This is a genomic window from Pseudomonas sp. Seg1 (assembly GCF_018326005.1).
Taxonomy (GTDB): Bacteria; Pseudomonadota; Gammaproteobacteria; order Pseudomonadales; family Pseudomonadaceae; genus Aquipseudomonas.
Genome location: NZ_AP021903.1, coordinates 226,225 through 250,117 on the forward strand (window position 1 = coordinate 226,225; position 23,893 = coordinate 250,117).

Consider the following 23,893-nt stretch of genomic DNA (forward strand, 5'->3'; position numbering starts at 1 on the left):
CTGAAAAGCTTCATCAATCAGCTGTTTGCTTCACCAGACAGCCCGACCGCCAGCAGCGATGAAACGTTGCTGGCGCGTTACCGCGAGGGCGACGGCGCGGCGTTCGAGATCTTGTACGCCCGTCATCGTCAGGGCCTGTATCGATTTCTGCTCGGTTTGAGCGGTAAACCGGAGCTTACCGATGAGGTCTTTCAGGAGACCTGGCTGAGCCTGATCCGCAGCGCCAGTCAGCCACAGGGACGGGCGACCTTTCGTACGTGGCTGTTCCAGATTGCCCGCAATCGCCTGATCGATCACTGGCGCAAGCACGGCGCCCAACAGCCACTGCACGACAGTTACGATGAACAGGTCCACGCTGTCAGCGATGAGTCGACCGATCCTGCAGAATTGCTCAACCTCAGCCGCGACAGCCTGCGTCTGGAAAACGCCCTGCAAACCCTGCCCGCCGACCAGCGCGAGGTGTTCCTGCTGCGCGCCCACGGCGACCTCGACCTGGCACAAATCGCCAGCCTTACCGAAACACCGCTGGAAACGGTCAAGAGCCGCTTGCGCTACGCCCAGCAAAAACTGCGTCGGCTGCTGGCCGAGGAGGTACTGACATGAACGACGCCCGCCAGACACCCGAAGAACAACTGCTCAAGCACTATCGCGAGCAACACCACGACGAACCGCCCGCGCACCTCGACGCGCGCATTCTCAAGGCAGCTCACCGTGCAGCGCCAACACCGAAGCCAAGCCTTTGGCAACGCTGGCTCGACGCCTGCCGCAAACCGCGCTGGCAAGTCGCGTTCGCCAGCCTGGTTGGCGTCGCCCTGATGCTGTCGCTGGTGCAACGCGCGCCCGAACCGCAGCCGCAATTCGACTTTGCCCCTGCCGCCAGACCCGCGGCCCCGGTGGCCCGCGAACAAGCAACGGAAGCATTCGCCGCCCCTGCGGGCACCTTCTCCGGACCCCCGCCGAGGGTGGACATGACCGCGCCGATGCAGAGCGAAGCCATCCTCGTCGACGAAGCCCAATTCAGCAAACGCGCCGCTGCCCCGGCCAACGGCCTCGACGCACAACTGCGCGAAGTCCTGCGTCTGCGTGAGTCTGGCCAATCACAAGCCGCCGACAGTCTGTTCAACAACCTGCACAAACGCTACCCGAACGCCGACCTCGACGCCCGGCTCGAACAAATCCAGAAGAACTGACCGCCCTGTTCGCCCAGCCATTTGGCATTGCCCCGCAAAAACGCGCACTATCGGGTCATAGCTGAATCGCTGGAGAACACCGTGGCACCAAAAATCGACCGCATCGCCCAACTCCTCAATTGCCCGCAAAAGGGCGAAGAGATGCGCCGCGCGATTACCGAAGCGCGTAAGGAGTTTCTGCTGAATCAGCCGGAAGAGGATGTGCTTGAGGAAGAGGACGTCTTTGAGGAGGAGGTTGAGGGGGAAGAAGACGAGGATGAGGATTACGATGAGTTTGATTGGACGACGGAGTAAATGAGCTTCAGGTGCGGGTCCAGCGCGTAGTTGCCTGATCCAAGGCTGCGGGGTCAGGGCCGACTCTTTCTTGAAATGCCGCGAAGTGCCTCAATGGCGGACCGTTCGCCCTCTGTTTCTTTCAAAGCTCTGCGCCGTTCGGCATAGATCTCATATTCAGCTCGGGCTTTTTCTTCTGCTGCTTGATTACTGGTGTGTCCCGATCCCTGCAAAATCTGGCGGCTGTTGAATTCCAAAAATTGGTTCAGTTTCTCCTGCCAGTCACGCAGGAAAATCTGCTTGCGCATCAATGCTTGATCTTCTGCGAAATCCAGCCACATCGTAACGATACGATTAAGAGCATTGATCTCCTCTTGAGTGAGATAGTTTTTAGCGATTGTGACATCGCTTTTACGCACTTCATCTCCCTTGAAGTTGGTTAGACCCATATGCGCTTTTGAGGCGTCAACGCGCTGTGCTATTAACTCAGCGGCAGTCAAGCCGGTGCTGGCGAAATGAAGTTTATTTTGGATGATCTGAAAGAACGCAGTCGTGTCCTTGTTGGATGGCACATAATCGGCCGCCATCGCGAAGATATCCTTCACCCTCAAATAAACCCGCCTCTCGCTGGCTCGAATATCTCGGATGCGCTCAAGCAGCTCATCAAAGTAGTCAGGTACCTGTGAGTGCCCTACGGGAGGGTTTCTCAATCGCTCGTCGTCCATGACGAAGCCTTTAATCAGGTACCCTTGAAGTAATTGCGTGGCCCATTGACGGAATTGGGTTCCTCGTTTGGAGCGGACACGGTATCCCACCGCGATAATCAAGGGCAGGCTGAAATACTTGACGTTGTAAGGTTTGTTGTCGGCGGCAGTTGTTCGGTAAAACCGAACAACTGAATCCTCCGTCAACTCGCCCTCGGCAAAAATATGGCTTATATGTTCGCTGATAGTAGCCTTGGCCTTACCGTACAGTTCGCAAATCATGGACTGCGATAGCCAAAGCGTTTCGGACCCGAATCGACATTCCAGGCGGACCTGGCCGTCGGAGCTTTGAAAAAGCAAAAGCTCTCCTTGAGGGGCGGCAGGATAGTCTGTGTCGTTCTGATCAGTCATTGAGTTATTCCGCGACCAGTTCTGGCGAGTCTATAAATTGTTTGGAAAGGACTCGGGGGAGGCTGCATAGTGTGGCGAAAACCGCTGACCTAATGAACCCAATTGTCGTGAAATTTTGTTTCCAGACTCGATTTTTTCATAAGTTCATTGCCCACAAAAAAGCCCCGGACCATCACAGTCCGGGGCTTTCTCGTTTAAATCAATGGTGCACCAGGCGGGATTCGAACCCACGACCCCTGCCTTCGGAGGGCAGTACTCTATCCAGCTGAGCTACTGGTGCAGCGGGCGACATCATACCTAGGTCGGCTCGGGGCGTCCATGCTGGGTTTCGGCGGGTTTTGTCAGTGCGCGTTTCGGTTTGAGTGCCTGCATTCCATAAAGCTGTAACGTCCTGCAAAACCCTCGCTTGGCGCTTTCGCGGGGCTGATCTATGGTTTCGCTGCGGCGGATGCTTTTTGCGCGTTGATCTGAAAATTTCCACAAACGCGGCGTTTTTGTTCTTTTTTTCGAACGCCCTATTGTCCTTTAACCCCTTTGCTCCTACGATCCGTTTGAGATTTCAAACGCTCGTTGATCGGGTGTTGAAGCGCAGGTGTTTCGAGTCGAGCACGATCAATGCGCCTCACCCGCTCACAGATTTCCCTGACGGCAGCCTTGCGAGGCGCCTTTCTACAATCATAATTTGCTCCGCGCAGGCCGCGGTGCTGTTAAGGAAAGCCGACATGCAGCTTAAAGACACCCTGTTGTTCCGCCAGCAAGCCTTCATTGATGGCGCTTGGGTCGATGCGGACAACGGTCAGACGATCAAGGTCAACAACCCGGCCACCGGCGAAATCCTCGGCACCGTGCCGAAAATGGGCGCTGCCGAAACCCGCCGTGCCATTGAAGCCGCCGACAAGGCGCTGCCGGCCTGGCGTGCACTGACCGCCAAGGAACGTGCAGGCAAGCTGCGTCGCTGGTTCGAACTGATGATCGAGAACCAGGACGACCTCGCGCGCCTGATGACCCTCGAGCAGGGCAAGCCGCTGGCCGAAGCCAAGGGCGAAATCGTTTACGCCGCCTCGTTCATCGAATGGTTCGCCGAAGAAGCCAAGCGCATCTACGGTGACGTGATTCCGGGCCATCAGCCGGACAAGCGCCTGATCGTGATCAAGCAGCCTATCGGCGTAACCGCAGCGATCACCCCGTGGAACTTCCCTGCCGCGATGATCACCCGTAAGGCTGGCCCAGCGCTGGCTGCCGGTTGCACCATGGTGCTCAAGCCTGCTTCGCAAACTCCATTCTCCGCTTTCGCCCTGGCCGAACTGGCTCAGCGTGCCGGCATTCCTGCCGGCGTGTTCAGCGTGGTGTCCGGCAGCGCTGGCGATATCGGCAGCGAGCTGACCAGCAACCCGATCGTGCGCAAGCTGTCCTTCACTGGCTCCACCGAAATCGGCCGTCAGCTGATGTCGGAATGCGCCAAGGACATCAAGAAAGTCTCGCTGGAACTGGGCGGCAACGCGCCGTTCATCGTGTTCGACGACGCGGACCTGGATAAGGCCGTCGAAGGCGCGATCATTTCCAAGTATCGCAACAACGGCCAGACCTGTGTCTGCGCCAACCGTCTGTACATTCAGGATTCGGTTTACGACGCATTCGCCGAGAAGCTGAAAGTGGCTGTGGCCAAGCTGAAGATCGGCAACGGTCTGGAAGACGGCACCACCACTGGCCCGCTGATCGACGAAAAAGCCGTGGCCAAGGTGCAAGAGCACATCGCTGACGCCGTAGCCAAAGGCGCAACCGTACTGGCCGGTGGCAAGCCAATGGAAGGCAACTTCTTCGAGCCGACCATCCTCACCAACGTGCCCAAGAACGCAGCCGTGGCCAAGGAAGAAACCTTCGGTCCGCTGGCGCCACTGTTCCGCTTCAAAGACGAAGCCGAAGTGATCGCGATGTCCAACGACACCGAGTTCGGTCTGGCCTCGTACTTCTATGCTCGTGACCTTGGTCGTGTGTTCCGTGTAGCGGAAGCGCTGGAATACGGCATGGTCGGCGTCAACACCGGGCTGATCTCCAACGAAGTCGCGCCGTTCGGCGGCATCAAGGCCTCGGGCCTGGGCCGTGAAGGCTCCAAGTACGGCATCGAAGATTATCTGGAAATCAAATACCTCTGCCTGGGCATCTAAGCCGGGAAAGGGATCGCTGTAAACGCAAAGGGCACGAGAGCGCTGTCCCTTTGCGTCGTTTCAAACCGGAATTTTCTCTGCGGCCGGGAACGCCGTGGCAGTCGATCATCGCATGCTGCCACCGCCGATTCCTCCCGCTTAATCCTTGAACCACGCCGCCCGATGAGCGGTGAATGAGGACTGTAATGAGCAAGACTAACGCTGAACTGATGGCCCGCCGTACCGCAGCTGTTCCACGTGGTGTTGGCCAGATTCACCCGATCTTCGCCGAGTCGGCAAAGAACGCTACCGTGACTGACGTTGAAGGTCGTGAATTCATCGACTTCGCCGGCGGTATCGCTGTGCTGAACACCGGCCACGTGCACCCGAAAATCATTGCTGCCGTGACCGAACAGCTGAACAAGCTGACCCACACCTGCTTCCAGGTACTGGCCTACGAGCCGTACGTTGAGCTGTGCGAAAAGATCAACGCCAAGGTGCCTGGTGATTTCGCCAAGAAAACCCTGCTGGTCACCACCGGTTCCGAAGCCGTGGAAAACGCCGTGAAAATCGCCCGTGCCGCCACTGGCCGTGCTGGCGTGATTGCTTTCACCGGCGCATACCACGGTCGCACCATGATGACCCTGGGTCTGACCGGTAAAGTCGTGCCTTACTCGGCCGGCATGGGCCTGATGCCAGGCGGCATCTTCCGCGCGCTGTACCCGAACGAACTGCACGGCGTGAGCATCGACGACTCGATCGCTTCCATCGAACGCATCTTCAAGAACGACGCCGAGCCGAAAGACATCGCTGCGATCATCATCGAGCCGGTACAGGGTGAAGGTGGTTTCTACGTCGCGCCGAAAGAATTCATGAAGCGGCTGCGCGCGTTGTGCGACCAGCACGGCATTCTGCTGATCGCTGACGAAGTACAGACCGGCGCTGGCCGTACCGGTACTTTCTTCGCCATGGAACAGATGGGCGTTGCTGCCGACCTGACCACCTTCGCCAAATCCATCGCTGGCGGCTTCCCGTTGGCCGGTGTTTGCGGCAAGGCCGAATACATGGACGCCATCGCGCCAGGCGGCCTCGGCGGCACCTACGCCGGTAGCCCGATCGCTTGCGCCGCTGCCCTGGCAGTGATGGAAGTGTTCGAAGAAGAAAAACTGCTGGATCGCTGCAAGTCTGTCGGTGAGCGTCTGGTCACTGGCCTGAAAGCCATTCAGGCCAAGTACCCGGTCATCGGTGAAGTCCGCGCCCTGGGCGCCATGATCGCTGTTGAGCTGTTCGAAAACGGCGACAGCCACAAGCCGAACGCGGCTGCAGTGGCGTCCGTGGTGGCCAAGGCTCGCGACAAGGGTCTGATCCTGCTGTCCTGCGGCACTTACGGCAACGTGCTGCGCGTACTCGTACCGCTGACCTCGCCGGATGAGCAACTGGACAAAGGTCTGGCGATCATCGAAGAGTGCTTCTCGGAGCTGTAAGGCTCTGAGCGATGTGACTTGATCGACAAAAAACCCGCTTCGGCGGGTTTTTTTATGCCCCTTGAAACACATCGAGCGCTTTAGCGCTGTATCGAAAGGCCAGCATTGGCTAAGGTTCAGGCATTGCAAGGGAGAGCGCGCATGACTGCCGTTGATTTACCCGCCGTACCCCGAGTGCTGATTGCCGAGGCCGATCCATGGTCTCGCGATTTGCTCAAACAAGTGCTGCTGAACGTACGTTGCGATGCGCGGCTGGACCTGTGTGCCGATGGCCAGCAAGCAATGTCGATGCTCAGCGAAGTCCCTTATGACCTGGCCATCGTCGACTGGGAATTGCCCGGTATCGATGGCTTGAGTGTTTTGCGCAGCGTGCGTCAGCGTAAACGCAATCCGCCGCTGCCCTTCATTCTGATGAGCAGCCGCAACGACAGCGCCAGCGTGCGCGAAGCCATACCGCTGGCGCCCACGGCGTATCTGACCAAACCGCTGAACATGGAAAGTCTGACCGAGCGTTTGCAGGGTTTATTGCTCAATGCCGGGGAAGAAGTGTTCTGTGAGATCCCGGCATTGGCGCCGGGCATGACCTTGTCAGTCTTTCTTGAGCGGCGCCGTGAGCAGGCTGATGGCGCACCGTTGATGACCGATGTGCAGTTGGCGGTCAAACGCAGCCTCAATCCCAATGGCCTCGATCTGAAGCTGCTGGAAGATGAGATCAAAACCGATCCACAAATCACGGCAGTACTGATCGCAGCGGCCAACAGTGCGGCACAGCACCATGGCGCCGCGGTTCAAACGCTCGCGCAGGCACTGCATCGACTCGGCACCGGGCAGAGCATGAATCTGATTCTGGGGCTGGCGCTCAAGCGCAGCGCCAGACTCAGTGACCCGTGCCTGGCGGATTACGCCGAGCGATATTGGGGGCTGTCGCTGCATACGGCCGAATACGCCCGTACGCTGGCGCGCCTGTTGGATCTGGATCAGGAGCGCTGCTACTGCGCAGGCATGCTGCATCGGTTGGGTGATCTGGCATTGCTGCGTTGTTTGCAGGAGTGGCAGCAGGCCGGTGGAGCGCTGGATGAGCTGGAGGAGGTCGGTGAAGCGTTGGCCGAGTTTGGCGCCGCTTATGGTTCGGCCCTGCGCACTCGCTGGCGGTTGCCGCTGGAACTGCGCGAGTTGATTGCCTCGGTCTATCAGCTTGGCGGCGGGGTGTATTCCCGTGAGGCGCTGGTGATGAACATGGCTGCGCAGTTGGCGCGTCTGACCGAGCATGACGGTGTTGAAGAACTGGCGAAGAGCCGCACGGCGCGGTTGCTGAAGATCGGATTGCCGGAGTTGATGCGGATGCGCAAATAACTCGTGCGACGATTCGACTTGCCAGCGATGGCGTAGGCGCAGACACATCATTGCTGAATGTGCTGGCCTCATCGCTGGCAAGCCAGCTCCCACAGGTTTTGTGGATCATTTGAATAAAGGTTATGCAGAGATAACGCGGTTCTTGCCCTGTCGTTTGGCCTCATACATCGCCGCATCCGCGCGGGCGAACAGACTGTCGAGGCTTTCGTCGCCTTCGCTGAGACGGGCCAGACCCTGGCTGACAGTAATGCCGAACGTCTGGCCTTCATGGCTGAAGCTCAAACGCTGAATCTCCTGTTGCAGTCGCTCGGCTACCTGCATGGCCATGTCCGGCGCACAGCCCGGAAATACTGCGGCAAACTCTTCACCGCCAATTCGCCCGAACAGATCACCCCGGCGTAACGAACTGCGCCCGCACTCGGCGATCTGTTGCAGCACGGAGTCGCCCATGGGATGACCGTAGCTGTCGTTGATCACTTTGAAATCATCGATATCCAGCAGCAGGAAAGCCAGTGGTGCACCCTGCAGACGCGCCTCTTCAAACTCGCGATTGGCGCATTCGAAAAAGTGCCGACGATTGCTGCTTTGCGTTAATACGTCGGTGGTGGCCAGACGCTGCAGTTCGTTTTCCATCTGCTTTTTGTCGGTGATGTCCTCGGCAATGCCGACAATGATCACCGGTTGCCCGGGTTCGTCCTGACGATTGATGAAGCATTTATCGCTGAGCCAGCGCACCTGGCCGTCAGCGGCGATGATGCGGTATTCACGATTTTCGACGGCCCCGGTGTGCAGGACTTCGGCGAGGCTGCGTTCGGCGTAATCCAGATCGTCAGGGTAGATGCTGTCGCGCCACTGGTTGGAGTCGGCCAATAAAAGGCCTGCAGAGCGACCGAAAATCCGCTCATAGGCAGGACTGACGTAGAGCACCTGACGGGTTTCCCAGTTGAAAGCCCAGAGTACGGCGTTGACGCTGACCAGCAGCGAGCTGAACAGTTGTTCACGTTCGCTCAACCGCGCCACTTCGCCTTGGGCGTGCATCAGCGCCATCAGGGTTTGCGCGGCCTCGGGCCATTGCGGGAGGGATGAGTCTTTTTGATTGTTGTTGACCATCGGCACAGTTCTCAAAGGGCGTGCCGCAATTCGACAACGGCCACAGTACAGCCCGCCGGGATGGCGAAGTGTCTTTGAGATAGGGGAATGGAAGCGAAGTTCCCAGCGGCAGAGGGGTTCTGCCGGGCGGTAGTGGCGACGCGTTTCAACAATGAGAACGCGTCGTCAAAATTGCGCTAGCTACGCTGCCGATCGGGGATAAATCCCCTCGCCACAGGGGATTCATTCAACACAATCAGGCTGCGGCGGGGCGCAGCGAGTAGGTTTTCAGCTGATCGGCAAATTCGCGCAGGGACTGGATGCCGCTGGCCTCGGCCTCGTGTACCCATTCCTTGATGGCGGCGAGCATGTCGTGGCCATTGGCGCTGGTCTTGACCCAGATCTGCTGCAGGGCCAGGCGTTTTTCGTAAATGACCTTCAGCGCCTGGCTGTGCTCGAGGATGTTCTGGATGCGTGCGTGGTGCCGATCCTCCAGCAGGCTGGTTTCCCGCGACAACAGGCGTTTGGCCCGGTGAAACTGGTGGCGCACCGAATGATCGACCTTGGCCAGTTCCTGCTTGACCAGCGGCCCGATCACCAGCTTGCGGTACTGGGCCATGATCTGGAAGCGGTTGTTGAGGATCGCCATCGCCGTGTCCATGTCCAGATTGCCTTTGCCTTCGACACGGTGAGCAATCGGCGCAACACGCTGCACCTTGGCCAGACGCAGGAAGCTGAAGACTTTGATCCACGCCCAACCGAGGTCGAACTCCCACTTCTTCACCGACAGCTTGGCCGAGTTAGGGTAGGTGTGATGGTTGTTGTGCAATTCTTCGCCACCGATCAGGATGCCCCACGGCACCAGATTGGTCGCCGCGTCGCGGCACTCGAAATTGCGATAGCCGACCGCATGACCGAGACCGTTGATCACGCCGGCAGCCCACACCGGGATCCACATCATCTGGATCGCCCAGATGGTGATGCCGATGGTGCCGAACAGCAGCAGGTCGATGACGCCCATGATCGCCACGCCCAGCAGCGGGTAGCGGCTGTAGACGTTGCGCTCGATCCAGTCTTCCGGGCAGTTCTTGCCGTAGATGCGCAGGGTTTCCGGGTTCTGGGCTTCGGCGCGGTACAGCTCGGCACCGGTACGCAGTACGGTGGACAAACCCTTGATGACCGGGCTGTGCGGGTCATCTTCGGTTTCGCATTTGGCGTGGTGTTTACGGTGGATGGCGGTCCACTCGCGAGTGTTCTGCGCCGTGGTCAGCCACAGCCAGAAGCGGAAAAAGTGCTTAAGGCCGGCATTCAGCTCCAGCGAGCGATGGGCCGAGTAACGGTGCAGATAGACCGTGACGGCGACAATTGTCACGTGGGTCATCAGCAGGGTGACTGCGACCAGTGACCAGGCCGACAAGCCAAGAAAACCTTCGTACCACATAGGCTATAGGGCCCTCGATAAAGATAAAAACAGCCGTTGCATTATCACCAAGCACACAGATAAAACCAGTCGCCCTTTCAGATAAGAGTCGCTGGATGTTTCTTGACCTATAATTCCAACCTTTTTGTAGGGACATGGACAGCCGAATGTCTGCCACTTATCGCGATGCCTTGCGTGCAGCGCTGCTCTATCTTGTGCTTGCCGCCGTGTGGCTGCTGGGCACTGATCATTTATTAAACAGTTTCTTCGATAACTCCGCCGATATTGCGCGATGGCAACTGATCAACGGTTATGTATTCGCCGCTGTCAGCGCCGGGCTGATCTTTCTGGCGCGGGCGCGGCTGTGTGAGTTTCTCGGGATCGGTGCGCGATTGCGCGAGCGTCATGCCGACCGTGAGCGCCTGCGCCAAGCGGCCGCCGTGTTCGATTGCACCCGTGAAGGGGTGCTGGTCACCAACCATCATGGGCTGATCGTTCACGTCAATCGCGCGTTCATCGAGATCACCGGTTATCAGCGCGAAGAAGTGCTCGGCCAGCAACCGAGCTTGTTCAAGTCCGGCCATCATCCGCCGAGCTTCTATCAGGCGATGTTCACTACGCTGGAATCCTTGGGCGAATGGAGTGGCGAAATCTGGAACCGGCGTAAAAGCGGCGAAATTTATCCACAGTGGCAAACCATCCGCGTCATTCATGATGATCAGGGCCGGCTCAGCCATTACGTGGCGGTGTTTTCCGACATCAGCGCGATCAAGCATTCCGAACATGAACTCAAGCACCTCGCCCACCACGATCCGCTGACCGATCTGCCCAATCGCCTGTTGTTCGGTGACCGTGCCGAGCAGGCGCTGGCGTCGGCGCAAATCCATAAGCGCGGTTGTGCGCTGCTGTTGCTCGATCTGGACCACTTCAAGATGATCAACGACAGCCTCGGGCATAACGTCGGCGACCGCCTGCTCAAAGCGGTGGCCGCGCGTTTGCAGGCGTTGTTCGGGCCGGGCATCACATTGGCGCGCCTGGGCGGCGACGAATTCGCCGTGCTGGCGGAAAGTTGTCCACAGCCCGGCCAGGCGGCGGCGCTGGCCCAGCGCATTCTCGACGCGCTCAAGGAGCCGTTCTGCTTTGATGGCCACGAGCTGTTCATCAACGCCAGCATCGGCATCAGCCTGTTCCCCAGCGACGCGCTGAGCGCCGATCAGTTATTGCGTAATGCTGACGCGGCGCTGTTCAAGGCCAAGGGCAGCGGACGTAATGGGTACGCGCTGTACACCGAAGAACTGACCGCCCACGCCCAGCAACGGGTGGAAATCGCCTTCGAGCTGCGCCGGGCCCTGGAACAGCAGGAACTGCGGGTCTATTACCAACCGGTCCACGATCTGCAGACCAGTCGCCTGATCGGCGTCGAAGCATTGGTGCGCTGGCAGCATCCGCAGCGCGGGCTGGTGTCGCCGGCCGAGTTCATTCCAATCGCCGAGCGCACCGGGTTGATTGCCGAAATCGACGCCTGGGTGATGCAGCAGGCTTGCCGGCAGATGTGCCAATGGCAACTGGACGGTGTGGTGCTGTCGTTTGTCGCGGTGAACGTGTCGTCGCGACTGTTTGCCCGACGCGAGCTGTATCAGCAGGTCGCGCAGGTGCTGCGCGACACCGGGCTGGATCCGGCCTGTCTGGAACTGGAAGTCACCGAAAGCGCGGTGATGGACGACCCGGAAGTGGCGCTGGAGCAGATGCATCGTTTGCGTGAATTGGGCATTCGCCTGGCGATTGATGATTTTGGTACGGGGTACTCGTCGTTGCTGCGGCTCAAGCGTCTGCCGGTGCAGAAACTGAAGATCGATCAGGGCTTTGTTGCCGGGTTGCCGTGGGACGAGGATGACGCGGCGATTGTCCGGGTGATCATCGCGCTGGCCCGGAGCATGGGCATGCAGGTGCATGCCGAGGGGATCGAGCAGGGTGAGCAGGCGGCGTTTCTGCTGCAGCAGGAATGTGATCTGGGGCAGGGGTACTGGTTTGGGCGGCCGGTTCCGGCGATGGAGATTGATTGGGCGAAAGCACCTGTTATCGGTTAACAAGTCCTGTTATGGCTGACACAAAACCTGTGGTGAGGGGATTTATCCCCGATGGCGCGCGCAGCGGCCCCAAAAAAACGGGACTGCTACGCAGTCCATCGGGGATAAATCCCCTCATCACAGGGTTATCTGTCGGCCCCGGATACGCGCAAACCCTTGCTCCGCCAGATAATGTTTTCTAGTTATATAAACATTCTTAAATAGTCTTTTTAAGAATATCCGCGCCTCTCTTATATTGCTCCCACGCCGAACGCAGTGCCGCCCACTGCCAGGCATATCCCATTCAAAGGAGCAGCACCATGAGCGCATCCCTTCGCAGCGTTGACGGTCAGGACGAAAGCACCATCTTGCGTGAAATCCAGAGCGCCCTGCGCGATCTGCGTTTCGGCGCGGTGGAGATCACTGTGCACAACGCGCAAGTCGTCCAGATCGAACGCAAAGAGAAATTCCGTTTGCAGCAACCCGGCAAACAACCGGGCTGAAAGATCGCAGCCTGCGGCAGCTCCTGCAGGGGGCTGTGCGCAGGAGCTGCCGAAGGCTGCGATCTTTTACCAGCGGGCAACCCGATTCCAGCAGTACATAAGAAAAAGCCACCACCAAGAATTCCAGGAGCTTTCACCATGTCGTCGATTCGCCGTTACGCTTTGGCCGCGCTGGCCAGCGCTGTGTTTGCCGGTTCCGCGGTTGCCAAGGATTACGAACTGCTCAACGTGTCGTATGACCCGACGCGCGAGCTGTATCAGGACTACAACGCCGAATTCATCAAGTTCTGGCAGAAGGATCATGCCGGCGACACTGTGAAAATCCAGCAATCCCACGGCGGTTCCGGTAAACAGGGCCGCGCTGTGATCGACGGCCTGCGCGCCGACGTCGTGACCCTGGCGCTGGCCGGCGACATCGACGAAATCGCCAAACTCGGCAAGACCCTGCCAGCCGACTGGCAGAAGCGTCTGCCGGACGCCAGCACCCCGTACACTTCGACCATCGTGTTCCTGGTGCGCAAGGGCAACCCGAAAGGCATCAAGGACTGGGGCGATCTGGTCAAGAACGACGTCTCGGTGATCACGCCGAACCCGAAAACCTCCGGCGGTGCGCGCTGGAACTTCCTCGCCGCCTGGGCCTACGGCCTGAAAGCCAACGGCGGCAGTGAAGAGAAAGCCAAAGAGTACGTGCAGACCCTGTTTAAACACGTACCTGTGCTGGACACCGGCGCTCGTGGCTCGACCATCACTTTCGTCAACAACGGTCAGGGCGATGTGTTGCTGGCTTGGGAAAACGAAGCGTTTCTGGCGTTGAAAGAAGATGGCGGCGCCGACAAGTTCGACATCGTCGTGCCGTCGCTGTCGATCCTCGCCGAGCCGCCAGTGGCCGTGGTCGACAAGAACGCCGAGAAGAAGGGCAACGAGCAGATCGCCGAAGCCTACCTCAAGCACCTGTACAGCCCGGCCGGTCAGGAAATTGCCGCGAAGAACTTCTACCGCCCGCGTGACAAGGACGTGGCGGCGAAGTACGCCCAGCAGTTCCCGAAACTGGACCTGGTGACCATCGACAAGGACTTCGGCGGCTGGAAAACCGCGCAACCGAAGTTCTTCAACGACGGTGGCGTGTTCGACCAGATTTATCAGGCGCAGTAATCTGAATCACAATGAGCCTGAAGTTCAGGCACTTGAGATGTGGGAGTGAGTTTTTGTGGTGAGGGGATTTATCCCCGATGGGTTGCGAAGCAGCCCCGAAATCAAAGATTACGGTTGATCAGTTAGACCGCATTTAATGGTTTTGCGACTGCTTCGCAGTCGATCGGGGATAAATCCCCTCACCACAGGGCTTGCTCCCACATTGATGCGTTCAGCGGAATGCTTTTTAACCAAGGACTTTTATGTCGCGTCGTATCTCCCCCGTCATACCCGGCTTCGGGCTGACGCTGGGTTACACCTTGGTGTACCTCAGCCTGATTGTGCTAATCCCGCTGGCGGCGATGTTCGTCCACGCCGCCCAACTCACCTGGGAACAGTTCTGGACGATCATCTCCGCACCGCGCGTATTGGCCGCATTGAAGCTGAGCTTCGGCACCGCGCTGTGTGCGGCGATCATCAACGGCATTATCGGTACGTTGTTGGCGTGGGTGCTGGTGCGCTACACGTTCCCGGGGCGCAAGGTCATCGACGCGATGATCGACCTGCCGTTCGCGCTGCCGACGGCCGTCGCCGGCATTGCCCTGACCGCGCTGTACACGCCGACCGGTCTGGTCGGGCAGTTTGCCGCCGACCTCGGTTTCAAGATTGCCTACACGCCGCTGGGCATCACCCTCGCGCTGACCTTCGTGACCCTGCCGTTCGTGGTGCGCACGGTGCAACCGGTGCTGGCCGACATTCCCCGTGAAGTCGAAGAAGCCGCCGCGTGCCTCGGTGCCAAACCGCTGCAAGTGTTCCGCCACATTCTGGTGCCGGCGCTGTTGCCCGCCTGGCTGACCGGTTTCGCCCTGGCTTTTGCCCGTGGCGTCGGCGAGTACGGTTCGGTGATTTTCATCGCCGGCAACATGCCGATGAAAACCGAGATCCTGCCGCTGCTGATCATGGTCAAACTCGACCAGTACGATTACACCGGCGCTACCGCCATCGGCGTGCTGATGCTGGTGGTTTCCTTCGTCCTGTTGCTGCTGATCAACTTGCTGCAGCGGCGCATCGAAACCCCATAAGGAGGCGCGAACCATGTCCCAATCGTCTATTGCGGCCGCCTCTTCGGCCAACGCTGCGCGCCGTGGCAGTGCGACTTCGCGCAGAGTCCTGATCGGTCTTGGCTGGCTGATCTTTTTCCTGTTTCTGCTGCTGCCGCTGTTCATCGTCGTGTCGCAAGGCTTGAAGAATGGCCTCGGCGCATTCTTCACGGCGATCTTTGAACCGGACGCCCTGTCGGCGCTGAAACTCACGGTGTTCGCCGTGCTGATTTCGGTACCGCTGAACCTGGTGTTCGGCGTCAGCGCTGCGTGGTGCGTGAGCAAGTATTCATTCCGCGGTAAGAGCATGCTGGTGACGCTGATCGACCTGCCGTTCTCGGTATCGCCGGTGATCGCCGGTCTGGTCTATGTGTTGATGTTCGGTGCTCAAGGCCTGTTCGGGCCGTGGTTGCAGGATCACGACATCCAGATCGTTTTTGCCCTGCCGGGCATCGTGCTGGCGACGATTTTCGTTACCGTGCCGTTCGTGGCCCGCGAGCTGATTCCTCTGATGCAGGAACAAGGCACGCAGGAAGAGGAAGCCGCACGCTTGCTCGGCGCCAACGGCTGGCAGATGTTCTGGCACGTGACCGTACCCAACATCAAGTGGGGCCTGATCTATGGCGTGGTGTTGTGTACTGCGCGGGCCATGGGTGAATTCGGTGCGGTGTCGGTGGTCTCCGGGCACATTCGCGGGGTGACCAACACCTTGCCGCTGCACGTCGAGATCCTCTACAACGAATACAACCACGTGGCCGCGTTCGCTGTGGCGAGCCTGTTGCTGATCCTGGCGCTCTTCATCCTGCTGCTCAAGCAGTGGAGCGAAAACCGTATCAACCGCCTGCGCGCCAGCGCCGCGGAGGAATAATTCATGTCGATCGAAGTGCGTAACGTCAGCAAGAATTTCAACGCGTTCAAGGCGCTGGACAACATCAGCCTGGACATCCACAGCGGTGAGCTGGTGGCGCTGCTCGGCCCGTCCGGCTGCGGCAAAACCACCTTGCTGCGGATTATTGCCGGTCTGGAAACCCCGGATCAGGGCAACATCGTCTTTCACGGTGAAGACGTTTCCGGCCACGACGTGCGTGATCGCAACGTCGGTTTCGTGTTCCAGCACTACGCGCTGTTCCGGCATATGACGGTGTTCGACAACGTCGCGTTCGGCCTGCGCATGAAACCGAAAAACCAGCGCCCGAGCGAAAGCCAGATCGCGACCAAGGTGCATGAGCTGCTGAACATGGTGCAACTGGACTGGCTGTCGGATCGCTACCCGGAGCAGTTGTCCGGCGGTCAGCGTCAGCGTATTGCGCTGGCCCGAGCCCTGGCGGTCGAGCCGAAAGTGCTGCTGCTCGACGAGCCGTTCGGCGCCCTCGACGCCAAGGTGCGCAAAGAGCTGCGCCGTTGGCTCGCTCGTCTGCACGAAGACATCAACCTGACGTCGGTGTTCGTGACCCACGACCAGGAAGAAGCGATGGAAGTCGCCGACCGCATCGTGGTGATGAACAAAGGCGTGATCGAACAGATCGGCTCACCGGGCGACGTCTACGAAAACCCCGCCAGCGATTTCGTTTATCACTTCCTCGGCGACTCCAACCGCTTGCTGCTCAGCGACGACAACCACGTGCTGTTCCGTCCGCACGAAGTGTCGTTGTCCAAGCATGAGCTGGAAGATCACCATGCCGCTGAAGTGCGTGATATCCGCCCGTTGGGCGCGACCACGCGGGTGACGTTGAAGGTAGAAGGGCAGACCGATCTGATCGAAGCCGAAGTGGTGAAAGACCACGACAGCCTGATCGGCTTGGCGAAGGGCGAAACGCTGTTCTTCAAGCCGAAGGTCTGGCAGAAAGTCGCCAACCTTTAACTGATCGTTCCCACGCTCTGCGTGGGAATGCATCCCGTGACGCTCCGCGTCACAGTGGACGCAGAGCGTCCATGGCGGCGTTCCCACGCAGAGCGTGGGAACGAGCGGATGTCGGAGCTGCCGCAGGCTGCGATCTTTTAAGCGGCCTAAGCCGCCGCTTTGCGATTCGGATTGACCCGCACCACTCCCGCCCGCGCCTCGATCTGCTCTTTCAACTCATGGCGCATCCCGAGCAGGAACGCCAACTCGGCCACCACAAACAACGGCCCGACGATCAAGCCGCTCACGTCATCGACAAACGCCGGTTTGCGCCCCTCGTAGTGATGCCCGACAAACTGGATCACCCAACCGATCACGAACATCGCCAGGCCACTGCTCAGCCAGACCAGGGTGCTTTGCTGCGCCAGCACATGCCCGGCCCAGACCGACAAGCCCATCAGCACGGTCATCAACACGCCCAGCTTCACTTCCAGGCGCAGGTAAAACCATGCCGAGGCCAGCGCCAGCACCACGGCCGGGGATATCCACAAACCCCCCAACGCCCATTCGGGACGCGACAACAGCACCGCGACCGCCACCACAATCAGCGGAATGCCGATAAAGTGGCTGGCGATGTTGCGTGGGTCGCGGTGGTAGGCGGCGTATTGACTCAGATGATCGACGAGGCTTTTCATTGTTGTTCCTCCTGTAGGGTGATCGCAGCATGCCCCGGGTTCAGCGTTCGCTCTGTCAGGCAGGCGACAATTAGGAGTGTTCATGGATAAGCGTTCACGGCTGCTGACCGGCCAGTGGTTCAGTCATTTGCCTGCGTCCTTTCAGGATAGTCTGCTGGCGGCGGCCCGGGAGCGGCGGCTGACGGCGGGGCAGCGGCTGTTTCAGCGTGGCGATCCACCGTGCGGCCTGTACGCGGTGCTCGATGGCGCCATGCGTATTGGCGCGGTGAGCGAGCAGGGCAAGGAAGCGCTGCTGAGTCTGGTCGAAGCGCCGCACTGGTTTGGCGAAATCTGCCTGTTCGACGGCCAGCCGCGCACCCATGACGCCTATGCCGTGGGGCCTTGCACGCTGTTGAATATCCCGCAGGCGACATTGCTGAAACTGCTCGATGAACACCCGCTGTACTGGCGGCATCTGGCGCTGTTGATGAGCCACAAGCTGCGCTTGACGTTTATCAATCTCGAACAACTGAGCCTGCTGCCAGCCCCGGCACGTCTGGCCCATCGCTTGCTGATGATCGCCGAAGGCTACGGCGAACTCGATCCGCCCCGTCGGGTGCTGCAACTGCCGCAGGAACAATTGGCGTCGATGCTGTCGCTGTCACGGCAGACCACCAACCAGATTCTCAAGGACTTGCAGGGGCAGGGGATCATTGGCTTGGGGTACGGCGAGATCGAGATCCTCGATGCCACGCGATTGCGCACCTTGGCCACAATCTAAGATAAAAACACCCAATCCAGACACCACGAACCTGTGGGAGCTGGCTTGCCAGCGATAGCGGTGCATCAGCCGAAATCAATGTCTGCTGAACGGACGCCATCGCTGGCAAGCCAGGCTCCCACAGGTTTTCGGTTCTCCATGACATCTGAGTCATAGCACAGAACCTGTAGGAGTGAGCCTGCTCGCGATAGCGGTGTATCAGTCACCCATTGCCTGACTTACAGATTGCTATCGCGAGCAGGCTCACTCCTACAGAGGATTTGTGTGGGGGCTTACGAACCGCGATAAGTCGAGAAACCGTAAGGGCTGAGCAGCAGCGGGATGTGGTAATGCTGGTCGGTCTGCTTCACTTCAAAAATCACCGGGATTTCCGGGAAGAACGTGTCGTGCTTGATCTTGTTGAAATACTCACCGGTCTTGAACACCACTCGATACTCACCCGCCTCAAAAGGCTGTTTGGCCGGGAACAGTTCGGCGATGCGTCCTTGTTCATTGGTGGTGCCTTGAGCCAACGGCTGCCAGTTCTGGCCGACGTGCTTTTCCAGTGTCACGTTAATGCCAGGCGAAGGCAGGCCGTTTTCCAGATTGAGCACGTGTACGCTCAGCGGGTTGCCGGCGGCCAGTGCCAGGCTTGAGAAAGCGCTCAGGCCGAGCGCGGCGAGGGTCATGCGCAATGGCGTCATGATGAATCTCCTTATTGGGAACGGGTGGTGGCCAGACCGGTTTTCTCGGCAGCCGTGATCGCACAGTTTTCATCTTGCTCACCGCCGCCGGAGCCGGCCACGCCCATGGCGCCGACCAACTCGTTGCCGGCGAACAGCGGAATGCCGCCGCCGAGCAACAGCAACTCGTCGAGGGTGTTGAGGTTGGCGGTTTCCGGGTTGCTGCGGGCGCGCTCGGCGAACAATCGGGTCGGGGTCTTCGTCGACAGCGCGGTATAGGCCTTGCGTTGACTGGCAGCGGTGTTGTGCGGGCCGACACCGTCGCCGCGCAGGGTCACCAACAGGTTGCCGCCGCGGTCGAGTACCGACACGGTGCCAGTGCAGTTATTCATGGCCGTATCGGCCAGCAGGCGGGCGGTTTTCAGATCAAGATCGGCGTGACGCGGCAGTTCGGGGCTGGCGAAAACGCTGGTGCTCAGGCCGATGGCCAAGCTGGCCAGAAGGTATTTGACGGTCATGGGGCAGGCTCCAAAAGCGAAGGACGCCACCTTAGCGGCGCCACTTCGTCAGAATCTCGTCAGCCGGATTACAAGTTTGTAATGGGCAACGTCGCCGAAGGCGCCTAGCCTGTGTGCCTGATCAATCGAGGTGTGCCATGCGTTTGCTGGTCGTAGAAGATGAAGCCAAAACCGCCAATTTCCTTGCCAAGGGCCTGGGCGAGTCCGGATTTGCCGTGGATGTGGCACTCAACGGCCTCGATGGGCGCTATTTCATTGAGCAGCAGGAATACGACCTGATCATCCTCGATGTGATGCTGCCGGGCCTCAATGGCTGGCAATTGCTGCAACTGATCCGCCAGCGCGGTGCTACGCCGGTTTTGTTCCTGACCGCCAAAGACGCCATCGAAGACCGCGTGCGCGGCCTCGAGCTGGGTGCCGACGACTATTTGCTCAAACCTTTCGCCTTCGCCGAATTGCTCGCGCGGGTGCGCACGCTGTTGCGACGCGGGCCGATGCGCGAGGCCGAGTCGTACAACATTGCCGATCTGGAAATCGATGTGCTGCGCCGTCGCGTCAGTCGCGGTGGCCAGCGTATATCGCTGACCAACAAGGAGTTCGCCCTGTTGCACCTGCTCGCCAGTCGTCAGGGCGAAGTGTTGTCGCGCACGCTGATCGCCTCGCAAGTGTGGAACCTGAATTTCGACAGTGACACCAACATGGTCGAAGTCGCGGTGCGCCGCTTGCGCTCGAAGGTCGATGATCCGTACATGCCGAAACTGATCCACACCGTGCGCGGTGTCGGCTATCAACTGGAAGCGCCGGACGATGCGCTCTAGGTCGATCGCCTGGCGCCTGGCGCTGGCGTTCGCACTGGTCTGCGCCTTGGTCCTGAGCGCGATTGGTGTATTTCTCTACCGCTCGCTCGCCGCCGAAATCGCTTATCGCGACGACATGGCCCTGCTTGGGCGACTGGAGCAGGTGCGCGCCTTGCTCGCCGACAGCGACAGCCTTGATGCCTTGCAGGCGCGGCCACGGCTGTACCAGAACATGCTCGGCAATCTCGACAGCCTGCTGCTGGTGCGTCGGGCCGATGGTTCGAGTGTGATCGGCATCAACCCGCGCCAGCGCGATTTGCCGACGTTGAAGGCGATCCCGCGCGAGCAAACGCCGCAGCGCCGCGATGTGCTGAGCTGGCAAGCGGCGGACGGTGCAGAACTGGCGCTGTTGTCCGGTGAAGCGCAGGGACCGAACGGCGAACCGCTGACCGTGATCGCCGGCAAAGTGCTGAGCGAGCGTGAGCAGATGCTCAGCAGTTATCGCCTGCGTTTGTACCTCTCGGTCGGGCTCGGCGCGATATTGGCATTTGCCTTGGGGCTGGTATTGCTGCGCCGTGGTCTGCAACCGCTAAGGCAATTGAGCGAAGCCGTGCGCGGCATCGACCTGCGCAGTCTCGATCAGCGTTTGCCCGCCGCCGGCACCCCGGCAGAACTGCTCGAACCGGTGCAAGCGCTCAACGGCATGCTGGCGCGTCTGGACGACAGTGTGCAGCGCTTGTCGCAGTTCTCCGCCGACCTCGCCCACGAGATCCGCACGCCGCTGCACACCTTGCTCGCCAGCAACGGTCAGGCGCTGAACCACCCGCGCAGCACGGCGGAATATCAGGAAGTGCTGGCCTCGAACATGGAAGAGTTCGAACGGCTAAAGCGCATGGCGGAAAACCTGATGTTCCTCGCCCGTGCCGAACAGGCCGAGCGAGCGCTCAACCTGCAAACGCTGGAGCTGCAAAGCGTTGGCAGCGAACTGTGCGATTACTTCGAAGCCTTGGCCGACGACCGCGATCTGCGGCTGGAAAACCATTTGCACGGCGAACTCCGCGCCGATCAGCAACTGCTGCAACGCGCCCTCGGCAATCTGCTGGCCAACGCCGTGCGCCACGCTGACCCCGGCACCTCGATCAGCCTGCGCCGGCACGATGAGGCAGGCGTGTGCTGGTTGCAGATTCACAACCATGGCCCGGCCATCGCGCCCGAGCATCTGGGCAAATTGTTCGACCGCTTCTACCGCGTCGATCCGGCCCGCGCTGAACCCGGGGACTCCGGAGGCCTGGGACTGGCAATCGTGCAGTCGATCATGCACTTGCATGGCGGGCAGGTGCGGGTCAGCAGTGATGCCTCGGGCACGGTGTTTGAGCTGGGATTTATGGTGGACTGACTGCCAACTTCGCGGGCAAGCCCGCTCCCACAGTGGTCAAGGTGTGACACGGATTTCTGTGCACCCCAAACCCTGTGGGAGCGGGCTTGCCCGCGAAGAGGCCAGTTGAACCGGTGAAAATTCCGGATCAGTCAGCGCAACTGATCGCGAAACTGCCCCGGCGTCATCCCCGTCCAGCGCTTGAACGCGCGGCTGAAGCTGCTGGTGTCGGCAAAGCCCAGCAGGTAACTGACTTCACTCAATGAACAGTGCGGATCACGCAGATGCAGCAGCGCGAGGTTCTCACGGCTTTCGTTGAGCAGCGTGTCGAAGCGACAACCTTCATCGGCCAGATGCCGTTGCAGGCTGCGCAGGCTCAGGTGCAAGGCCTGGGCAATGCGCTCGGCGCTGGGTTCGCCTTCCGGCAGTTGTTCTTCGATGGCGTCGCGCACCTTGCGCTCCCAGGTCAACGGTTTGAGCTGGGCCATGGTGCGCTTGAGCACCGCTTCGTTGTGTTCAGCGAGTTCAGGGTTGGCGTCGTCGAGGTGGCTGTCGAAGTCGGCGAGGGCGAATTCCAGACGATCTTCAACGGCGGCGAAATGCACCGGCGCGCGGAAGACTTTATGCCATTGGTGCGCGTCGCTCGGTTCAGGGCGGCGCAGGTAAACCGCCAGTGGCGCGTAATCACGGCCGAGGCGATTGCGACAGGTGCGCACGTAGATTGCAGCGAAGGCGTCGATGGCTTCGAAGGCGGGAGCGGGATTGCCTGACGGAATTTTCAGACGGAACAGATAACGGTCATCGCCACGGCTCAGGTCCAGTTCCAGCGCATCGCTGACCACCGGGTGATAGCGCACGATACGTTCGAACACTTCGCGCAGGCTGCCACTGGCTACCAGGGCATAGCCGAGCGCGTGAAACGTGGTCGGGCTGACAAACCGCGACACCCGCAGACCGATGGCCGGATCACCACTGGACTCCACCGCAAGCGCCCACAAGCGGGTGGTGCCGGACAGCGGATAGCGCGCGTTGGGATCGTCCATCAAGTCCGGGTCGAGCCCGGCCTGTTGGCACAGGGCAGTGCTGTCCAGCCCCAGCGCGTCGAGTTGCTTGCGCAAGGCACGGGTCCAGCTGGCGAGGGAGGTCGGTTCCTTCATGCTGATTGGCGCTTCCGGTCAACAGGTTGGCGTACTCGGCTACCGCGATTCGAACCCTTGCAGGGCAGGATGCGAACATCAATACCCAGAGGATGGAAGCATGGACCGTACTTCTGCAAGTCCCCAGCGACACAATGCTGCCCAGCGATCAGCGCATATTCGCGAAGTGGTGCTGGCCAAAGGCGTCGAATTGCGCGAGCGCTACCCGCTTCTCAAGCATCAGGACGCCCTCGGCGCGGGGATTCTGGCCTTTGCCCTGGCTGGCATGATCGGCTCGGCGGCGCTGTACATCAGCGGCCACATGGCCTGGTGGGTGTGCCTGCTGCTCAATGCGTTTTTCGCTTCGCTCACCCATGAGCTGGAGCACGACCTGATCCACAGCATGTATTTCCGCAAGCAGCGTGTGCCGCACAGCCTGATGATGGGCCTGGTGTGGCTGGCGCGGCCGAGCACGATCAACCCGTGGATTCGCCGGCATCTGCACCTCAATCATCACAAAGTCTCAGGCACCGAGACTGACATGGAAGAACGCGCAATTACCAACGGCGAGCCGTGGGGTTTTGCGCGGCTGCTGATGGTTGGCGACAACGTGATGTCGGCGTTCATTCGCATGCTTCGGGCGAAGACCTGGGCACACAAGTTCAGCATCATCAAACGCACGCTCAAGGTCTACGCGCCGCTGGCGCTGGTGCATTGGGGGGCTTGGTATGTGTTTCTCGGTTTCCATGCGGCGAACGGCATCGCGTACTTGCTGGGGACACCGATTGAATGGTCGGCGACCACGTTGTCGGTGATGCAGGTGATCGATATCGCCGCCGTGGTGATCATCGGCCCGAACGTATTGCGCACGTTTTGCCTGCATTTCATCAGTTCGAACATGCATTACTACGGTGACGTTGAGCCAGGCAATGTGCTGCAGCAATGCCAGGTGCTGAATCCGTGGTGGCTGTGGCCGTTGCAGGCGTTCTGCTTCAACTTTGGCAGCAGCCACGGGATTCATCATTTTGTGGTCAAGGAGCCGTTTTATATTCGCCAGCTGACCGTGCCAGTGGCGCATAAGGTGATGCGCGAGATGGGCGTGCGGTTCAATGATTTCGGCACGTTTGGGCGGGCTAACCGGTTTGTTCGCAAGAATGAACTGGTGCAGGAAGAGGTGCGTACTGCCCGGGCTTGATAGGTGAGTTCAGGTCCTCATCGCTGGCAAGCCAGCTCCCACAGGTT

Annotated in this window: 23 protein-coding genes and 1 tRNA gene; 16 read left to right on the plus strand and 8 right to left on the minus strand. The window is 59.7% G+C overall.

Annotation, left to right across the window (positions count from 1 at the left end):
• Positions 1-21: 21 nt before the first annotated feature.
• From KI231_RS00935 to KI231_RS00945, 3 genes are read left to right on the plus strand one after another with little or no spacing between them, the layout of a single operon-like run.
• Positions 22-603 carry an RNA polymerase sigma factor gene (locus tag KI231_RS00935; RefSeq protein ID WP_213028725.1) on the plus strand — a complete coding sequence of 194 codons (582 nt, stop codon included), beginning with the start codon at positions 22-24 and terminating at the stop codon, positions 601-603.
• Complete coding sequence (locus KI231_RS00940; protein WP_103306508.1) at positions 600-1,190, plus strand: hypothetical protein; 591 nt, start codon at positions 600-602, stop codon at positions 1,188-1,190. Before KI231_RS00935 ends, KI231_RS00940 begins: the two co-directional genes overlap by 4 nt.
• Before the next feature lie 21 nt (positions 1,191-1,211).
• Positions 1,212-1,484: a hypothetical protein gene (locus KI231_RS00945; RefSeq protein ID WP_177431455.1), complete on the plus strand. Its 273-nt coding sequence runs from the start codon at positions 1,212-1,214 to the stop codon at positions 1,482-1,484.
• A gap of 53 nt (positions 1,485-1,537) precedes the next feature.
• On the opposite strand, the gene KI231_RS00950 is transcribed toward KI231_RS00945, so the two are convergent.
• Positions 1,538-2,578 (minus strand): virulence RhuM family protein, encoded by a 1,041-nt coding sequence (locus KI231_RS00950; RefSeq protein WP_213027193.1) that lies wholly within the window; start codon positions 2,576-2,578, stop codon positions 1,538-1,540.
• 203 nt (positions 2,579-2,781) lie between these two features.
• Positions 2,782-2,858: transfer RNA gene (locus tag KI231_RS00955), tRNA-Arg, on the minus strand.
• A gap of 442 nt (positions 2,859-3,300) precedes the next feature.
• On the opposite strand from KI231_RS00955, the gene gabD reads away from it, so the two are divergent.
• The 3 genes from gabD to KI231_RS00970 all read left to right on the plus strand — a co-directional run bounded on the left by gabD (position 3,301) and on the right by KI231_RS00970 (position 7,559).
• Complete coding sequence (gene gabD / locus KI231_RS00960) at positions 3,301-4,743, plus strand: NADP-dependent succinate-semialdehyde dehydrogenase (protein WP_093440380.1); 1,443 nt, start codon at positions 3,301-3,303, stop codon at positions 4,741-4,743.
• Between the two features lie 185 nt (positions 4,744-4,928).
• On the plus strand, positions 4,929-6,206 hold the full coding sequence (gene gabT / locus KI231_RS00965; RefSeq protein ID WP_201236039.1) for a 4-aminobutyrate--2-oxoglutarate transaminase: 1,278 nt from the start codon (positions 4,929-4,931) through the stop codon (positions 6,204-6,206).
• Between the two features lie 141 nt (positions 6,207-6,347).
• Positions 6,348-7,559 carry a response regulator gene (locus KI231_RS00970; RefSeq protein WP_103306512.1) on the plus strand — a complete coding sequence of 404 codons (1,212 nt, stop codon included), beginning with the start codon at positions 6,348-6,350 and terminating at the stop codon, positions 7,557-7,559.
• Between the two features lie 120 nt (positions 7,560-7,679).
• Here KI231_RS00970 and KI231_RS00975 read toward each other — a convergent pair whose 3' ends face one another.
• Both KI231_RS00975 and desA read right to left on the minus strand, forming a co-directional pair.
• On the minus strand, positions 7,680-8,669 hold the full coding sequence (locus KI231_RS00975; RefSeq protein ID WP_213027194.1) for a GGDEF domain-containing protein: 990 nt from the start codon (positions 8,667-8,669) through the stop codon (positions 7,680-7,682).
• A 235-nt stretch (positions 8,670-8,904) separates the two neighbouring features.
• Positions 8,905-10,089: a delta-9 fatty acid desaturase DesA gene (gene desA, locus KI231_RS00980; protein ID WP_103306514.1), complete on the minus strand. Its 1,185-nt coding sequence runs from the start codon at positions 10,087-10,089 to the stop codon at positions 8,905-8,907.
• Between the two features lie 146 nt (positions 10,090-10,235).
• Here desA and dibA point away from each other — a divergent pair, with 146 nt between their 5' ends.
• From dibA to KI231_RS01010, 6 genes are all read left to right on the plus strand, one after another.
• A complete protein-coding gene (gene dibA / locus KI231_RS00985; RefSeq protein ID WP_103306515.1) occupies positions 10,236-12,155 on the plus strand; it encodes a phosphodiesterase DibA in 1,920 nt (639 codons plus the stop codon).
• 299 nt (positions 12,156-12,454) lie between these two features.
• The gene (oscA, locus tag KI231_RS00990; protein ID WP_007917682.1) at positions 12,455-12,637 is read left to right on the plus strand and encodes a sulfur starvation response protein OscA; all 183 of its coding nucleotides are present in this window, start codon (positions 12,455-12,457) and stop codon (positions 12,635-12,637) included.
• A 138-nt stretch (positions 12,638-12,775) separates the two neighbouring features.
• On the plus strand, positions 12,776-13,789 hold the full coding sequence (locus tag KI231_RS00995) for a sulfate ABC transporter substrate-binding protein (protein ID WP_103306516.1): 1,014 nt from the start codon (positions 12,776-12,778) through the stop codon (positions 13,787-13,789).
• Between the two features lie 242 nt (positions 13,790-14,031).
• Positions 14,032-14,850, plus strand: a complete 819-nt coding sequence (gene cysT / locus KI231_RS01000) for a sulfate ABC transporter permease subunit CysT (RefSeq protein ID WP_213027195.1) — start codon at positions 14,032-14,034, stop codon at positions 14,848-14,850.
• 13 nt (positions 14,851-14,863) lie between these two features.
• Complete coding sequence (cysW, locus tag KI231_RS01005; protein WP_041477435.1) at positions 14,864-15,736, plus strand: sulfate ABC transporter permease subunit CysW; 873 nt, start codon at positions 14,864-14,866, stop codon at positions 15,734-15,736.
• 3 nt (positions 15,737-15,739) lie between these two features.
• Entirely contained in the window at positions 15,740-16,729 is a 990-nt protein-coding gene (locus KI231_RS01010) for a sulfate/molybdate ABC transporter ATP-binding protein (RefSeq protein WP_016772244.1), read from the plus strand.
• A 146-nt stretch (positions 16,730-16,875) separates the two neighbouring features.
• Here the strand turns inward: KI231_RS01010 and KI231_RS01015 are convergent, their stop codons facing one another.
• Complete coding sequence (locus tag KI231_RS01015) at positions 16,876-17,403, minus strand: Mpo1 family 2-hydroxy fatty acid dioxygenase (protein WP_213027196.1); 528 nt, start codon at positions 17,401-17,403, stop codon at positions 16,876-16,878.
• 82 nt (positions 17,404-17,485) lie between these two features.
• Here KI231_RS01015 and KI231_RS01020 point away from each other — a divergent pair, with 82 nt between their 5' ends.
• A complete protein-coding gene (locus KI231_RS01020; protein WP_213027197.1) occupies positions 17,486-18,163 on the plus strand; it encodes a Crp/Fnr family transcriptional regulator in 678 nt (225 codons plus the stop codon).
• A gap of 272 nt (positions 18,164-18,435) precedes the next feature.
• Here the strand turns inward: KI231_RS01020 and uraH are convergent, their stop codons facing one another.
• Both uraH and KI231_RS01030 read right to left on the minus strand, forming a co-directional pair.
• Positions 18,436-18,846 carry a hydroxyisourate hydrolase gene (gene uraH, locus KI231_RS01025; RefSeq protein ID WP_213027198.1) on the minus strand — a complete coding sequence of 137 codons (411 nt, stop codon included), beginning with the start codon at positions 18,844-18,846 and terminating at the stop codon, positions 18,436-18,438.
• 11 nt (positions 18,847-18,857) lie between these two features.
• Complete coding sequence (locus tag KI231_RS01030) at positions 18,858-19,343, minus strand: GlcG/HbpS family heme-binding protein (RefSeq protein WP_103306521.1); 486 nt, start codon at positions 19,341-19,343, stop codon at positions 18,858-18,860.
• Between the two features lie 137 nt (positions 19,344-19,480).
• On the opposite strand from KI231_RS01030, the gene KI231_RS01035 reads away from it, so the two are divergent.
• Together KI231_RS01035 and KI231_RS01040 are read left to right on the plus strand one after the other, a co-directional pair.
• On the plus strand, positions 19,481-20,161 hold the full coding sequence (locus KI231_RS01035; RefSeq protein WP_103306522.1) for a heavy metal response regulator transcription factor: 681 nt from the start codon (positions 19,481-19,483) through the stop codon (positions 20,159-20,161).
• Positions 20,151-21,536 carry a heavy metal sensor histidine kinase gene (locus KI231_RS01040; RefSeq protein ID WP_213027199.1) on the plus strand — a complete coding sequence of 462 codons (1,386 nt, stop codon included), beginning with the start codon at positions 20,151-20,153 and terminating at the stop codon, positions 21,534-21,536. The genes KI231_RS01035 and KI231_RS01040 overlap by 11 nt, the downstream gene beginning before the upstream one ends.
• A gap of 131 nt (positions 21,537-21,667) precedes the next feature.
• Here KI231_RS01040 and KI231_RS01045 read toward each other — a convergent pair whose 3' ends face one another.
• Positions 21,668-22,672, minus strand: a complete 1,005-nt coding sequence (locus KI231_RS01045) for an AraC family transcriptional regulator (RefSeq protein WP_213027200.1) — start codon at positions 22,670-22,672, stop codon at positions 21,668-21,670.
• 100 nt (positions 22,673-22,772) lie between these two features.
• Here KI231_RS01045 and KI231_RS01050 point away from each other — a divergent pair, with 100 nt between their 5' ends.
• A complete protein-coding gene (locus tag KI231_RS01050) occupies positions 22,773-23,846 on the plus strand; it encodes a fatty acid desaturase (RefSeq protein WP_213027201.1) in 1,074 nt (357 codons plus the stop codon).
• The last annotated feature ends 47 nt before the right edge of the window (positions 23,847-23,893 follow it).